The sequence below is a fragment of the Corynebacterium amycolatum genome (assembly GCF_016889425.1).
GTDB lineage: Bacteria > Actinomycetota > Actinomycetes > Mycobacteriales > Mycobacteriaceae > Corynebacterium > Corynebacterium amycolatum.
The window spans coordinates 1,303,083-1,317,411 of sequence record NZ_CP069513.1 but is presented as its reverse complement, the minus strand read 5'-3'; the positions used below and the strand labels follow the sequence as shown (position 1 = coordinate 1,317,411).

Annotated in this window: 13 protein-coding genes; 10 read left to right on the top strand and 3 right to left on the bottom strand. The window is 58.1% G+C overall.

Translation table 11 applies throughout. From position 1 onward, the window contains the following. Positions 1 to 70 precede the first annotated feature (70 nt). A complete protein-coding gene (gene xseA / locus I6J19_RS05835) occupies positions 71 to 1,306 on the top strand; it encodes an exodeoxyribonuclease VII large subunit (RefSeq protein WP_038626135.1) in 1,236 nt (411 codons plus the stop codon). A 61-nt stretch (positions 1,307 to 1,367) separates the two neighbouring features. Then, positions 1,368 to 1,658, top strand: coding sequence for an exodeoxyribonuclease VII small subunit (locus I6J19_RS05830; protein ID WP_038626137.1), 291 nt, complete (start codon positions 1,368 to 1,370; stop codon positions 1,656 to 1,658). Positions 1,659 to 1,776: 118 nt separating this feature from the next. Here the strand turns inward: I6J19_RS05830 and I6J19_RS05825 are convergent, their stop codons facing one another. After that, positions 1,777 to 2,406: a DUF4245 domain-containing protein gene (locus tag I6J19_RS05825; protein WP_081913958.1), complete on the bottom strand. Its 630-nt coding sequence runs from the start codon at positions 2,404 to 2,406 to the stop codon at positions 1,777 to 1,779. 370 nt (positions 2,407 to 2,776) lie between these two features. On the opposite strand from I6J19_RS05825, the gene glpX reads away from it, so the two are divergent. From glpX to I6J19_RS05805, 4 genes are all read left to right on the top strand, one after another. Beyond that, on the top strand, positions 2,777 to 3,802 hold the full coding sequence (glpX, locus tag I6J19_RS05820) for a class II fructose-bisphosphatase (RefSeq protein ID WP_038626141.1): 1,026 nt from the start codon (positions 2,777 to 2,779) through the stop codon (positions 3,800 to 3,802). Between the two features lie 160 nt (positions 3,803 to 3,962). Then, positions 3,963 to 5,363 carry a class II fumarate hydratase gene (locus I6J19_RS05815; protein WP_038626144.1) on the top strand — a complete coding sequence of 467 codons (1,401 nt, stop codon included), beginning with the start codon at positions 3,963 to 3,965 and terminating at the stop codon, positions 5,361 to 5,363. 330 nt (positions 5,364 to 5,693) lie between these two features. After that, complete coding sequence (locus I6J19_RS05810) at positions 5,694 to 6,293, top strand: TetR/AcrR family transcriptional regulator (RefSeq protein ID WP_239122772.1); 600 nt, start codon at positions 5,694 to 5,696, stop codon at positions 6,291 to 6,293. Then, positions 6,283 to 7,881, top strand: a complete 1,599-nt coding sequence (locus tag I6J19_RS05805) for an MDR family MFS transporter (RefSeq protein WP_070431894.1) — start codon at positions 6,283 to 6,285, stop codon at positions 7,879 to 7,881. Before I6J19_RS05810 ends, I6J19_RS05805 begins: the two co-directional genes overlap by 11 nt. Before the next feature lie 30 nt (positions 7,882 to 7,911). On the opposite strand, the gene I6J19_RS05800 is transcribed toward I6J19_RS05805, so the two are convergent. Together I6J19_RS05800 and I6J19_RS05795 are read right to left on the bottom strand one after the other, a co-directional pair. Next, positions 7,912 to 8,544, bottom strand: a complete 633-nt coding sequence (locus I6J19_RS05800; protein WP_038626150.1) for a GNAT family N-acetyltransferase — start codon at positions 8,542 to 8,544, stop codon at positions 7,912 to 7,914. A 64-nt stretch (positions 8,545 to 8,608) separates the two neighbouring features. Next, positions 8,609 to 9,361, bottom strand: coding sequence for a type 2 periplasmic-binding domain-containing protein (locus I6J19_RS05795; protein WP_038626152.1), 753 nt, complete (start codon positions 9,359 to 9,361; stop codon positions 8,609 to 8,611). Between the two features lie 40 nt (positions 9,362 to 9,401). Here I6J19_RS05795 and I6J19_RS05790 point away from each other — a divergent pair, with 40 nt between their 5' ends. The 4 genes from I6J19_RS05790 (at position 9,402) to I6J19_RS05775 (ending at position 14,326) form a co-directional block, all read left to right on the top strand. Then, positions 9,402 to 9,794, top strand: coding sequence for a DUF5997 family protein (locus tag I6J19_RS05790; RefSeq protein WP_052155618.1), 393 nt, complete (start codon positions 9,402 to 9,404; stop codon positions 9,792 to 9,794). Between the two features lie 42 nt (positions 9,795 to 9,836). Then, positions 9,837 to 10,610 (top strand): alpha/beta fold hydrolase, encoded by a 774-nt coding sequence (locus I6J19_RS05785; RefSeq protein WP_038626154.1) that lies wholly within the window; start codon positions 9,837 to 9,839, stop codon positions 10,608 to 10,610. 636 nt (positions 10,611 to 11,246) lie between these two features. Further along, on the top strand, positions 11,247 to 12,419 hold the full coding sequence (locus I6J19_RS05780) for an acyl-CoA dehydrogenase family protein (RefSeq protein WP_038626156.1): 1,173 nt from the start codon (positions 11,247 to 11,249) through the stop codon (positions 12,417 to 12,419). 296 nt (positions 12,420 to 12,715) lie between these two features. Next, entirely contained in the window at positions 12,716 to 14,326 is a 1,611-nt protein-coding gene (locus I6J19_RS05775; protein WP_038626158.1) for a sodium-dependent transporter, read from the top strand. The last annotated feature ends 3 nt before the right edge of the window (positions 14,327 to 14,329 follow it).

Here is a 14,329-nt window from a genome sequence, read left to right as displayed (position 1 = left end):
GCAAATTTAGCCTGTGGGCAACCTGCGTTTATTAGCAGGGCGATCCGCCCCATCGTGTAAGTGTTGATGTATGTCGAAAATGGAAACGTCGGCCGAGAAACCGGTTCAGGTTCGGCGCCTGAACCAGTTAGTCAAGGACTATATTGAGCGCCTTGGACAGATTTGGGTCGAGGGGGAAATCGCCCAGGTCAACTCCAAGCCGAGCTGGAAGCTCTCCTACATCACTCTGCGTGACACCTCCGCGGAGTTTTCGGTGTCGGTGACTTGTTCTACCGCGGCTCTGCGCAATAATCCGTTGCGCAACGGCGACCGCGTAGTGGTTTTGGGTAAGCCTGCGTTTTATGCCGGGCGGGGGCAGTTTTCCCTGTGGGCTACGGAGTGGAGGCCCGTAGGTTTGGGGCAACTATTGGCACGGCTGGAACAGCTGCGCCAGGCGCTAGCGGCGGAAGGCCTTTTTGATCCACGGCTGAAACGCCCTCTGCCCTACCTCCCCAACAAGATCGGGTTGATTACCGGTCGCGGTTCGGCAGCTGAACGCGATGTGCTTTCGGTTGCGGGTGCCCGCTGGCCTGAGGTGGACTTCCGGGTAATCAACACAATTGTGCAGGGAGCCAAGGCTGTTCCGGAGATTATTGAGGCGCTGGCACAGCTCGACGCCGACCCGGAGGTCGATGTCATCATCGTCGCCCGTGGCGGTGGCAGTGTCGAAGATTTGCTGCCTTTTTCAGATGAGGCGCTGATTCGTGCGGTGAGTAAGGCGACAACACCGGTGGTTTCTGCGATCGGACACGAGCCGGATACTCCGCTGTTGGATTACGTCGCTGATTTACGTGCTGCCACACCTACGGATGCAGCGAAGAAAACAGTGCCCGATGCTGCTGAGGAACGCCGCCTAATTGCACAGCTGCGTGAGCGCTCCTCAGCATCTCTGCGGCGATGGGTTGACCGTGAAGTAGCGACCCTGCGGGATTTGACGTCGCGGCCGGTACTGCGCGATCCACTCACTCCCATCCGCGTGCGTGACGAGTTTGTCACGGCGCAGGTGGATCGGCTGCGTTTTCTCATTCACCGCAGTCTGGAACGCGAGGAAGCAGTGGTATCGGGATTGCGCGGCAAGGTTTCAGCACTTGGCCCCTCTGCCACACTCGCTCGCGGCTATGCCATCGTGCAGGCACAATCGGCTACTCAGCCAGAACCACAGATTGTGACCTCTATTGCAGATGCTCCGATGGGTTCCCAACTACGAATTCGCGTCAGTGACGGCTCCATCTCTGCAGCGACGCTAGCTACGAAGCCGGCGAATTAATAAGCACTGACTTTTCCAACCTTGAAGCTTTAATTACTAGATGTGAAGGACGTATTCGCTAATGAATGACAATGTTTTCGGCGCGGGTCAGGCTCCCTCTTCGGAGGAACAGGTACCGGTTGAGAACCTGAGCTACGAGCAGGCGCGAGATGCACTCGTCGAGACCGTCAAGCTCCTAGAACTCGGGCAGATGAGCCTGGATGAATCCCTGGCGCTGTGGGAGCGAGGCGAGGCGCTGGCCCGCCGCTGCGAGGCGCATTTGGCTGGCGCCCGGGCAAAGGTTGAAGCCGCCTTGGCCAGCAAAAATCAGGATGCCGCGACTTCGGCCGAGAATGGGGGCGGTAAGGAATAAAAAGAGACGAGGAACGACCGTCAGTGCACGTCGTTTCTCGTCTCGTCGCCGATAGCTGAGTTCAGCTATTTTATGGCCCTAGATGGGATTACCAATCCAGGTGAGTGCTCGACTCGGCCTACTTTGCTGGTGCCGATGGCGTCCCGGACGCAGTCTGCTGCGGCTGTGACGGATCCGGCATTGTCGCGTCCGGATCGATTGGCTCGGCCTTCTGCAAAGCCGCCGCCAACTGTGTGAACTCCTCGTCGTTGGCAGTGCCCTCGATAATTGCGCGGGAGTCACCGAGGTCCCCAACCCATACGCGACGCACGTTGTCCTCAGCCGGCACATACTTAGTCCAGGTTGTACCTTCCACGTCAGTGGTACCGTCGCGGAGACGATTCTTACCGTCATCCGGCAGCTGACCTGCTTCCGCATCTGTTTGCGTGACCTGAATGAATGCTCCGCTAGCGGTGACATAGCCAATAATGGTCGTCTGCTTCCCCGCCGCCATACCCGCGCGGGTCGAGTTTGAAGTCCAGCCCTCAGGCACCTTCGGCAGGCGAACTGGATAGTCCACGCGCCGAGCCTCCATGTTCACGAATGGGGCGGCATCGACCTCGCGCACCGGACCGTTTTCCGGCTTCCCGGGGTTAAAACTGCACAGGCCGGTAAAGCCGATGGTGACAGCCACCGCAAGAAACATCACCACGAGGGTGAGAACCATGTCTCGACTGTCCTGCAAAATCCTAGGTTTCTCATTCGCCACGCGCTCAAGTATGCCAAAGGCCTCGCAACGAACCTAGTCATCAGTCGCATCCGCACAGCTGCGGCTAGCAATACTTGATGACGGACGCTGTCGACGTCGTCAAGCGAACTGACGCCGGAACAAACTTTTGATACCCGCATGATGTGGGGGTTTAGCCCTGAAGCTCCCCCCACTTTGGCGCTGCGTCCACCCCCGAACATGAAAAAGGTGGAACACTAGTAACAGATGCAATGGCGCTCAAAAGGACGCGCCAAACATCGATAAATAGAAATTGTTGCAGCGCCAAACCCCAGTTTCCTGGCGTGGCGTCTCCCAGCACATTCTCAAACCTCAAAAGAGTTCCTAAAAAAGACGGAAGGGCCAGAATTCAATGAACGCCTCGAATCCTGAAGCACCAGATCGCAACCTTGCGATGGAGCTCGTCCGAGTTACTGAGTCCGCTGCACTGGCAGCCGGTCAGTGGGTCGGCCGTGGTCAGAAGGAAAAGGGCGACGGCGCTGCCGTCGATGCCATGCGTCAGCTCATCAACACCGTGGCTATGAACGGTGTCGTTGTAATTGGCGAGGGCGAAAAGGACGAAGCCCCGATGCTGTTCAACGGCGAAAAGGTCGGCAACGGCCAAGGCCCGGCCGTTGACATCGCGGTTGACCCGATTGACGGCACGACTCTGATGGCTGAGGGCCGCCCGAACTCCATCGCTGTTCTTGCCGCTGCAGACCGCGGTTCCATGTACGACCCATCGGCTGTGTTCTACATGGACAAGATTGCTGTTGGCCCGGAAGCTGCCGGCAAGATTGACATCGAGGCTCCGGTTGAGCACAACATTAAAGCCGTCGCTAAGGCCAAGGGTCTGCGTCCGGAAGATGTCACCGTTGTCGTGCTGGATCGCCCGCGCCACGCTGACATGATTCGTGACATCCGCGAGGCTGGCGCCAAGGTTCGCCTAATCGGCGACGGTGACGTTGCCGGCGCTGTTGCCGCAGCGCAGGACACGAACTCCGTCGATATCATGATGGGCGTCGGCGGCACCCCAGAAGGTGTCATCACCGCATGCGCCATGAAGTGTATGGGCGGCGAGATCCAGGGCAAACTGCACCCGCGCGATGAGGCTGAAATTAAGAAGGCTCTCGACGCTGGACACGATCTTTCTCGTGTTCTGACCACCGATGACCTGGTCGCATCCGACAACTGCTACTTCGTTGCCACCGGTGTCACCAACGGCGACATGCTGCGCGGCGTCGCTTACCGCGGTAACGGTGCATGGACCCGCTCGCTGGTTATGCGCTCCAAGTCCGGCACCATTCGCCGCATCGAGGCTTTCCACTCCCTGGAGAAGCTGCGTAAGTACGCCACCATCGACTACGGCAAGGGCGAGATGCCTGACATCGATCTGTAAGTAACTACCCCTTTAGTGGTGCCCTCAGGGCACCACTTTTTTATCAATCTGATTCATACTTGAAGGCGAATGCGCTAGCGGCTCTGCATCGCATGAAAATGACATGCGAAATCGGCCGTTGTGCACGCACTCAAGTTCCCCTAACTGAAAGAGGCAACGAATGACAGAGCAGCAGTTCCGCATCGAGCACGACACTATGGGCGAGGTCAAGGTTCCGGTTAACGCACTGTGGCGCGCACAGACTCAGCGTGCAGTTGAGAACTTCCCGATTTCCGGCCGTCCGCTGGAGTCTGCACAGATTCGCGCTATGGGTCTGCTGAAGGCAGCTTGCGCCATCGTCAACAAGGACCGCGGCCTGCTGTCTGCTGAGCAGGCAGATGCCATCGTCGCCGCTGCCAAGGAAATTGCTGAAGGCAAGCACGATGCTGAGTTCCCGATTGATGTCTTCCAGACCGGTTCGGGCACTTCCTCCAACATGAATACCAACGAAGTCATTGCATCCATCGCAAAGGCCAACGGCGTTGAGGTTCACCCGAATGACCACGTCAACATGGGCCAGTCTTCCAACGACACCTTCCCAACTGCTACTCACGTCGCAGCAACCGAGGCAGCTGTCAAGGACCTCATCCCGGGACTGAAGGTTCTGCAGGAGTCCCTGGCTAAGAAGGCCAAGGAATGGGAGACCGTTGTTAAGTCCGGCCGCACTCACCTGATGGACGCTGTTCCGGTGACCCTGGGTCAAGAGTTCTCCGGTTACGCTCGCCAGATTGAGGCTGGCATTGAGCGCATCGAGGCGACCCTGCCGCGTCTGGGCGAGCTGCCAATTGGTGGTACCGCTGTTGGCACTGGCCTGAACACCCCGGCGGACTTCGGCGCCAAGGTCACCGCTGAGCTCGTCGAGCTGACCGGCATCAAGGAGCTGCGCGAGGCTCAGAACCACTTCGAGGCTCAGGCTAACCGCGACGGCCTGGTGGAATTCTCCGGCGCTATGCGCACCGCCGCAGTCTCCCTGAACAAGATCGCAAACGACATCCGCTGGATGGGCTCCGGCCCACTGACCGGTCTTGCTGAGATTCACCTGCCGGACCTGCAGCCGGGTTCCTCCATCATGCCGGGTAAGGTCAACCCAGTTCTGTGCGAGACCGCCACCCAGGTCGCAGCGCAGGTTCTGGGCAACGACACCGCTGTTGAGTTCGCGGGTGCTAACGGCGCATTCGAGCTGAACGTCTTCATCCCGGTCATGGCACGTAACGTGCTGGAGTCCGCTAAGCTGCTGGCGAACACCGCACGTGTCTTCGCTGAGAAGCTGGTCGACGGCATCGAGCCGAACGTTGAGCGTATGAAGACTTTGGCTGAGTCCTCCCCGTCGATTGTGACCCCGCTGAACTCCGCCATCGGCTACGAGAACGCAGCTAAGGTCGCTAAGACCGCTCTGAAGGAAGGTAAGACCATCCGTCAGACTGTTATTGACATGGGCTTCGTCGACGGCGAGAAGCTGACCGAGGAAGAGCTGGACAAGCGCCTCGACGTGCTGGCAATGGCCAACACTGATCGTGACTAGTTCTTTTCTGAGCTCAAAGGTGTGAATGCACCTTCCGTATAAGACCCCGGAGTCTCACTTCGTTGAGAGACTCCGGGGTCCTTTGTTTTGGTACTCCCCATTCGCAATGATCGGAGAGTGACTTCGTGTCCCCCATTCGACCCCTGCCATACTGCCGGGGATGCGCCCTGCGGCAAACTTTATGTTGATTAATCAACTTGCCACCACATTGCACTCGGTGTAACTTTGCACCTTGTGCAAATTGATGAAAAAGCTTCTCCCAGATTGGACCCGGGCGAACGTCCCGAATGCAGTCTCCGGGAGCTCAAAAGGTTTCAAACACACTGCGCTTTGGCCGATGCCGCGACCACTCTTGTGCTGGATCGCGGATACGACCACGTCAACATCGAAGACATCTGCCAGCGGGTCAATATCAGTCGACGCACATTCTTCAATTACTTCGACTCCAAGGATCAATCCATCTTCGGCAACGGCATCATGTCATTCGATGCTGACGATGAAGAGACATTCCTCGCCCAAACCCACCAAGACCCCATTGCGGACATGCTCAATTTCATCGAGAAAAAGCAGCGGGCCCAGCTACTCCGATATAAAGAGCTGGGGGCAACCGAGGAATTTCACCGCATGCTCAAGGAGCGTATCCGCGAGATTTTGCGCAATGAGCCAAAGCTCTCGACGGTTGTCATTTCCAATTTTGGCAGCTCAATGCGCCGCGTCCGGTCCGCATTTGAGCGCTATTTCGAGATGAATCCACAGTCGCGCACGCACCCCGAGCTGCCCGTCGGGCACGAGGTAGCACTGTCGGTCGGTTTCGTCCGCGAATGCGTGCTCTACTCATCGGCTCATCGGGACGAATTCACAACAGACACACCGCTTCACGACGCCGCCGACGTCGTTAAAAATTTCTGGAGGAGGAATAGTGACAGCTAGCAACACCACTGCTCAAGGCCAAACCGACACCACGGTTTCTGACAACAAGTCCCACTTGGGAATCATCTTCTTCGCGCTCATTCTCACTATGCTGATGAGCTCGCTGGGGCAGATGATTTTCGCCACCGCCCTGCCGACCATTGTCGGCGAGCTCGGCGGAGTTGACCACATGTCGTGGGTTATTTCTGCATTCCTGTTGGCACAGACTGTGGCAATGCCGATTGTCGGCAAGCTCGGTGACATGATTGGGCGCAAGGGCCTGTTCATGATGGGCATCGCTCTGTTCATGATTGGTTCCGTCATGGGTGCAGTCACCAGCTCCATGAGCCTGCTCATCGCCGCCCGCGCTTTTCAGGGATTTGCTGGCGGTACATTGATGGTTTCCTCACAGGCCATCCTGGCCGAGGTTATTCCCGCACGCCAGCGCGGTAAGTACATGGGCATCATGGGTGCTGTGTTCGGCCTGAGTTCTGTGCTGGGACCAGTACTGGGAGGCTGGTTCACCGACGGCCCGGGCTGGCGCTGGGGTCTGTGGATCAACGTCCCGATGGGCGTGATTGCACTATCGGCAGCTGCGGCCTTCCTGAAGCTGCCCCGACGCCAGCGCGAAGGAAACTTCGACTACATCGGTACGACGTTCTTGACCGCTGCTGCCTCGACGCTAATTCTCACCACCACGTGGGGCGGTACACAGTACGACTGGAACTCCCGGATCATCATCTCGCTTATCGTTGCCTCTGTCGTTTCCTGGGTGCTGTTCTTCCTCACCGAGACTCGCGTTTCCAACCCACTGATTCCGACGCACTTGTTTAATAACCGGAACTTCGTGCTCACGACTGTGTCGGGCCTCATTCTGGGTATCGCGATGTTCGGCACTATGGCCTATATTCCGACCTACCTGCAGATGGTGCACTCAATGTCACCGACCGCTGCAGGTTTGATGATGACGCCGATGATGGTCGGCATGCTTCTGACCTCGATTGGCGTGGGCCAGATTGTTTCCCGGACTGGTAAATACCGCTTCTACCCCTTCGTCGGCCTGATGATTATGGCTGTCTCCCTCTACTTGCTGTCCACGCTGGAGACCACCACCCCACTGTGGCAGGTTGGTGTTTACCTGTTCATCATGGGCTTCGGCCTGGGAACCGGCATGCAGGTTCTGGTTCTCATCGTGCAGAACTCCTTCCCGGTCGCCATGGTCGGTACCGCTACCGCTGCGAATAACTTCTTCCGCCAGATTGGCGGTGCGGTCGGTTCCTCCATTGTGGGTTCGATTTTCATCCACCGGATGAAGGACCTGGCAGGCGAACGCGTTCCGGCGGCTGTCGAACAAATCAAGGCCGCATCACCGGAGGCTGCAGCGGAGTTCGCAAAACAGATGGGCCCGGAGGGCTTTTCCTCTAAGTCGATTGGCTCACTGACACCGCATGTACTGGATAGCATGCCGGCGCCAATCCATGAAGCGCTGATCTCCAGCTACAACGATGGTTTGACGCCGATTTTCTTGGTACTAACGCCAGTGATTATTCTGGCAGCAATCATTGTGTTCTTCGTTCGCGAGGATCCTTTGAAGGAAACCGTCGAGTAATTAATTCGCGGGAGCCACAGCTCCCGGCAGCTATGCCCCCACCTGGCCGTCGGCGCGGTCGAGCTTGTCCAGAATCGGACGGTTCGGCTCACCGGCGGCTTCTGCTTCTTCCTGGACGCGCTTCAGCGCACGCTCCTCTGGCTTTTCCAGGAGCTTTTCCAAAATAATGACATCGCGCCACTGCCCCGCCATTGGGCCGTAGGTCATCTTTGCCATGTGGTGGTAAATCCCCACTTCTCGGAAGCCAAGCTTTCGATGCAGCTTTAGCGATCCCACATTCTCCGGGAAGACCCACGAGTGAATCGACCAGCAGCCGCGCTCCGTGGCATCGTCGATAAGCTTCTGCAGCAGCGTCGCCGCCAGCCCCATGCCCTGCCCGTCAGGGTGGACGTAGATGGAGTCTTCGATGACGCCATTGAAAATCGGGCGCTTGGATACCGGCGCTGCTGATGCCCAAGCCAGAATCTTATCCGGGTTCTCTGCGTCGACGGCGACGTAACACAAATCCACTCGTTTGAGTGCGATGAATTCGTCCCACTCCGGAGCGGAGTGCTCCCACGACGCATGCCCCGTATCCAGGCCAATCTCGTAGATCTCTTGGATCTGTGGATAGTCCTCTTCACGCATCATTCGAATCGTGAAATCGCGCTTCTTTTCAGCCATAACTACAAGTGTGGCTAATTTTTTCGCGCACGTCGAACGAAACGGCAAAAATATTGTAAAAAGATTACTTTCTCCTGCGTGGTCGCCCGCTTCCGCCACCGCTTCGACGTCCGCCACGGCCACTGCGCGCATGCTTTACGACGGCCCCAGCGCGCTGCCGGCGGGCTTGCTTAGCAAGCGTCTTTTCTCGGGCCGACAACTTCTTCGGGTGCTCATCAGGGTTCCTGCGCCCCAGCTGCGTGCGTGTCGATCCCTCCCGACGCCCCTGGACAATGCCGACGAACTCCTGCCGGAGCTCGTCGTCCTCTGCTTTCGGCCACACCAACCAAATAGCTGTGCGGGACAGCGGATCTGTGGCACCTTCCTCGGCCACCAAGTTCGATGAGGCCACCGCCTTCTTCGATAGCGCCTTCAAAATCGTGCGAGGCCCCACTACGACACCTGCACCAGTGGCTGCGACAGGCAGCATCTGTCGCAGCTCGTCCGCATCCACGGAGGTCAGCAGCACAGTTTCGTCTGCCAACAGCTCCTCCGGCACGGACTCTGTGAGCGAGAATACGTGTTCTTTTTCGTAGGCCACGCCCCAGGCTTCGTCGTAAAGCCGGATGCGATGGAGCGACTCGGGCAGCGAGCTTTCAGACTCTAACCGAACCAGCGCCATGTCAGCGGCACCGCCGACCAGGTCGGACATCGGATCGTCGGCGGCGTGGGTGTGCAGTGTTGCCGGAATCCGCTCTCTAAAGCGGCGAAACCACTTCTCGGGACTGGTGCCGGTGGCGAACACGATGCGCAGGACGGCGGGTTCAGGAGTCGACATACTCCGCAAGGTTACTCGAATGGGTGCTAGCGTTGAACCCATGAAACCCCTAACCGCAGCCAAGAAACTTGGCATTTTCCTCCCGGCCACACCCGAGGAATTTCGCACTGGTGAGATTTCGCACGCGCAGTTTGCGGAACTGCAGTCCAATCCGCCGGAGTGGCTCGCTGAGCTACGTCGCAACGGACCGCACCCGCGCCCGGAAGTTGCCCGCAAGCTGGGCATTACTATCACGGCGTTGAAGAAGAATGACATGGACAAGCCGCTGACAACGGCGGAGATTAAGGATTTGCTCGAGCAGATGCCGGAGTGGCTGGAGGTCGCTCGTGAGTCCATGGCGAAGCAGCGCGTGGAAGCCGCTGAGGCAGAGTCCAAGAAGGACGACGGCCCTGGTCGGGCTGCCGCCGAAGCTGCTCGCAACGCCGAGAAATAGCAGACACAGCCGACACAGCCGACGTCTTCAAGGAGGATCCTCGTGGCCATCGACTACACCGCACATGCAATCAACCACAAGGGCAACGGTACGGTTGTCCTGATTGGCTCGCTGGGCACCACACAGGGGATGTGGGAGCCACAGGTAGCCGCTTTGAGCGAAAAGTACCAGGTCATCACGCCAGATGTCCGTGGCCATGGCGAATCCCCTATCCCCGAGGGTGAGTGGGACATGAGCCACTTGGCCGCCGACATCATCGAGGTCCTCGACGAAGAGGATGTTGACCGCGCACATTTTGTGGGACTATCTCTCGGCGGCGCTATCGCCCAGACCGTCGCACTAGAACACGCCGATCGTGTGGTCAGCCTGACGCTGTCGTCGACGGCACCGAAATTCGGCACACCCGAGGCCTGGCAGGAAAAGGCCGAGCTCGTGCGCGACAAGGGCACGGTCGCGCTCGCAGACACTGTCGTCCGCAACTGGTTTACCGACGAGTGCTTCGACACCACCCCTGAGCTCCCCGCCCGCTTCCGCGACATGATCGCAGATTGCCCCGATGACGGCTACATCGGCGCCTGCGGAGCACTGTCCCGCTTCGACACCCGCGAGCGCCTCGCCGAGATCACCGCTCCGACGCTGGTCATCGCTGGCAAGCAAGACACCTCTACGTCACTCGACGTCGTCACTTCGCTTCACGACGGCATCGCGGGCTCGACCATGGTCGTCGTTTCGCCGGCCAAGCACCTGCTTAACCAGGAAACCCCGGAGTACTACAACTCTGCTCTGCTGGCGCACATTGATGGGATTGCCGACTAGCGCCTAATCGAAGCAATAAAAAAATAAAAATGACGCGACCTGCTCGCTGTCCATTCCACAGGGACGGCGCACGGGTCGCGTCATTTTTTCGAGTGCAATTGGAGGTTGCTATGACTGCAGTGGAAGAAACTCGGATAATCAAGGGAACCGGTCTCCACCTGATGCTCATACTAACGACCACCAGCACTAATGGGAATAAGAAAACGAAAATGTTTCGTTAATCACCCCCATGGCGACTACCTCACACACACAACCCCCGCACCCCAAAGCCCCAGCGGCCCAACTAGCAAACATGACAAAAATAGCCATTCACCTGGCTTTGTAGGTTAGCATTACCTAACATTGCCGACCGTCGCTGATAGCCCAAAATTCAATAGCAACCCCCAACCGCAACGGGGGTAGTTTTCCGGGAGGGCTGAGCGCAATATCCGTCGTCAAGCGATTCCACATCACCAATCGGGAAAAAACTTTTAAAAAAACAAGTGTCTCTCATCACACTCATGCATAATGGGGTACAACAGTCATAGTCACTATGACGATGAACCGAGGCCATCGCGTTTATCTGCAGCGTTTATCTGCGACGTACGAAAAGGCCTTAAGACAAAAATTCCACGACAATATTTCTAGGAGCATGTCATGAAGGACTTTCTGCCCCGTACTCACTTCGAAGAAGAGCACAACATGTTCCGCGACATGGTTCGCGGCTTCGTCGAGAAGGAAATCACCCCGAACGTAGAGCGCTGGCACAAGGAAGGTCAGCCGGACCGCGAGGTCTTCAAGAAGGCCGGTGAGCTCGGCCTGATTGGTATGTCCACTCCGGAGGCATACGGCGGCGGCGGAGAGATGGACTTCCGCTACAACCAGGTCCTGAACGAGGAGCTCTCCAACGCTGACTGTGGCTCCATCGTCGTTTCCTTCGGCGTTCTCAACGACCTGGTCGCTCCGTACCTGGCTAAGTTCGGCAACGAAGAGCAGAAGCAGAAGTACCTGGCTTCCATGAACGCCGGCGACACCATCGGCTGCCTCGCCATGACCGAACCGGGCGCAGGTTCCGACCTGGCAGGTATGCGCACCTTCGCCAAGAAGGACGGCGACCACTACGTCCTCAACGGCACCAAGATCTTCATCTCCAACGGCATGATGGCCGACTTCGCTCTCGTCGCAGCTATCACCGACCCATCCAAGGGCCGCGCTGGTGTCTCCATGTTCATCGTCGACGCCGACCTCGAGGGCTTCACCAAGGCTGGCCCGCTGCAGAAGGTCGGCCTGAAGGCCCAGGACACCGCTGAGCTCAACTTCGACAACGTCCGCGTTCCGGCCGAGAACCTACTCGGCGAAGAGGGCGCTGCCTTCGGCTACCTGCGCACCAACCTCGCACACGAGCGCCTGACCCTGGCTTGCGGCTCTGTCGCAACTTCCCGCCGCGCTTGGACTCTGGCTTACAAGTACGCCCAGGAGCGCGAGGCATTCGGCCGCCCGATCATCCAGCACCAGGTCCACGGCCACTACCTGGCCGACATCGCTACCCGCGTCACCGCCCTGCAGGCTTTCGTTGACCAGGCTGTTATGGCTCACAACGCAGGCAAGCTGGACGAGACCGGCGCTTCCATGGCCAAGTACTGGACTACCGAGGAGCAGCAGGACATCGTTACCCGCTGCCTGCAGATGTTCGGTGGCTACGGCTTCATGCTCGAGTACCCGATTTCCACTCACTACCTCGACTCCAAGGTCCAGACCATTTACGGTGGCACCAACGAGATCATGAAGGAAATCATCTTCCGTCGCATCGCCAAGGGCGGCGCAGAGTAAATAGCGCACGTCGGCCTAGCTGATTCGACACAAACCCCGTCAGGTTTTCCTGGCGGGGTTTTGCATACCTCAAAGTGGATGGCTGGTGATTATTTACGAGGCTTGATTGGAGCTGCCCCCCCCCCTGTGCCACAGTCCTCACCAAAACCATTACCCCCTACAAAACTGAAACTATACAATGAGATACCTATCTCATATACTAAGATTCCATTAGGTAATGGTGATGCACTTCACCAATTTTCCCCTCGGCCACGCGGGGCGCGTGACCGAAGATGAAGGATTGGAGTTCCAGAGGTATGAGCACAACCAACTCGACCGCTACCCCTCAGCGAAGGGAGGTGTTTTCCACCCGAGCAGCCTTCATTTTCGCCGCCATCGGCTCGGCAGTCGGGCTCGGAAACATCTGGCGTTTCCCCTATGTCGCATACGACTCCGGCGGTGGCGCCTTCCTTATCCCCTACCTGGTCGCGCTTTTGACCGCCGGTATCCCACTGCTCTTCCTCGACTTCGCCATCGGCCACCGCTTCCGCGGGTCAGCACCGAAGTCGATGCGTCGCATCAAGCCCTGGGCTGAACCAATTGGCTGGATTCAGGTCGGTATCGCCTTCTTCATTACCGTCTACTACGCCGTTATTATCGCGTGGTCCTTCATCTACGCCTGGAAGTCCATCCGCAAGAGCTGGGGTCCAAATGCCGAGACCCACTTCATGAAGGACTTCCTCCAAGCCGACACCGAAAGTGTCTTCTCGCTGGACTTCGTCCCATCAATCTCCATCGTCCTGCTGATTGTCTGGGTTCTCGTCATCGGCATTCTGGCCGCTGGTGTGGACAGGGGCATCGGTAAGGTCTCGATTATCTTCATCCCACTGCTGACCGTTCTCTTCGTCGCAGTGGTCATCTACTCCCTGACCTTGGAAGGCGCTGCCAAGGGCCTGGACGCATTCTTCACCCCGGACTGGTCCGCACTCACCGACTCCAGCGTGTGGATCGCCGCATACGGCCAGATCTTCTTCTCCCTGTCCGTGGCGTTCGGCATCATGCTGACCTACGCTTCCTACCTGAAGCCACGCACCAACCTCACCGGTTCCGGCCTGGTCACCGCGTTCGCGAACTCTTCCTTCGAAGTTCTCGCCGGTATCGGTGTCTTCGCCACCCTGGGCTTCATGGCAACGCAGTCGGGCCAGGCTGTCGACGAGGTCGCAACCTCCGGTATCGGCCTTGCCTTTATCGCCTTCCCGACGGTCATCTCTGAGATGCCAAACTTCATCGGTTCGGTCTTCGGCCTGCTGTTCTTCCTCTCCCTGGCAATCGCCGGTGTGACCTCCCTGATGTCGCTGCTTGAGGTCGTCGTCTCCGCCGTTAAGGACAAGCTGAACCTCGGCCGCGTCCAGGCCACTCTCACCGTCGGTGGCTCCATGGCCGTCATCTCGCTGCTGGCCTTCCCGACCACCTCAGGTCTGGTAACCCTCGACATCGTCGATAAGTTCACCAACAACGTCGGTATCGTCCTGGTTGCGCTGCTGACCATCATCGCAATCGACTGGATCCTGCGCCGCACCAACGAATTCGCCATGCACCTCAACGCCGTGTCCTCGTTCAAGGTCGGCACCATGTGGCAGATCTTCGTCGGAAACATCACGCCGGTCATTCTCGCCGTCATCCTGTTCCAGGAGCTCATCGGACTTTTCCAGGAAAACTACGAAGGCTACTCCGACACCCAAATCGACATCTTTGGTTGGGGCGTCATCGGCGTGATTCTCATCGGCGCTCTGATTATGGCCATCCTGCCTTGGCGCGGCCAACACCGTCTCGACGGCCCTCCGGGCTCGGACTTCGGCGTGACGCCAGATTTCAAGCGGACCTCACACCTGCCACGCAAGCACACTCCGGAAAATCAGGAGGTTTAAGCC

Bases quoted from the DNA above. Each gene is read 5' to 3' on its own strand.
- I6J19_RS05790 (WP_052155618.1), top strand. From the start codon at position 9,402: ATGAAACCCCTAACCGCAGCCAAGAAACTTGGCATTTTCCTCCCGGCC.
- I6J19_RS05815 (WP_038626144.1), top strand. From the start codon at position 3,963: ATGACAGAGCAGCAGTTCCGCATCGAGCACGACACTATGGGCGAGGTC.
- glpX (WP_038626141.1), top strand. From the start codon at position 2,777: ATGAACGCCTCGAATCCTGAAGCACCAGATCGCAACCTTGCGATGGAG.
- I6J19_RS05800 (WP_038626150.1), bottom strand. From the start codon at position 8,544: ATGGCTGAAAAGAAGCGCGATTTCACGATTCGAATGATGCGTGAAGAG.
- I6J19_RS05830 (WP_038626137.1), top strand. From the start codon at position 1,368: ATGAATGACAATGTTTTCGGCGCGGGTCAGGCTCCCTCTTCGGAGGAA.
- I6J19_RS05780 (WP_038626156.1), top strand. From the start codon at position 11,247: ATGAAGGACTTTCTGCCCCGTACTCACTTCGAAGAAGAGCACAACATG.
- I6J19_RS05775 (WP_038626158.1), top strand. From the start codon at position 12,716: ATGAGCACAACCAACTCGACCGCTACCCCTCAGCGAAGGGAGGTGTTT.
- I6J19_RS05795 (WP_038626152.1), bottom strand. From the start codon at position 9,361: ATGTCGACTCCTGAACCCGCCGTCCTGCGCATCGTGTTCGCCACCGGC.
- xseA (WP_038626135.1), top strand. From the start codon at position 71: ATGTCGAAAATGGAAACGTCGGCCGAGAAACCGGTTCAGGTTCGGCGC.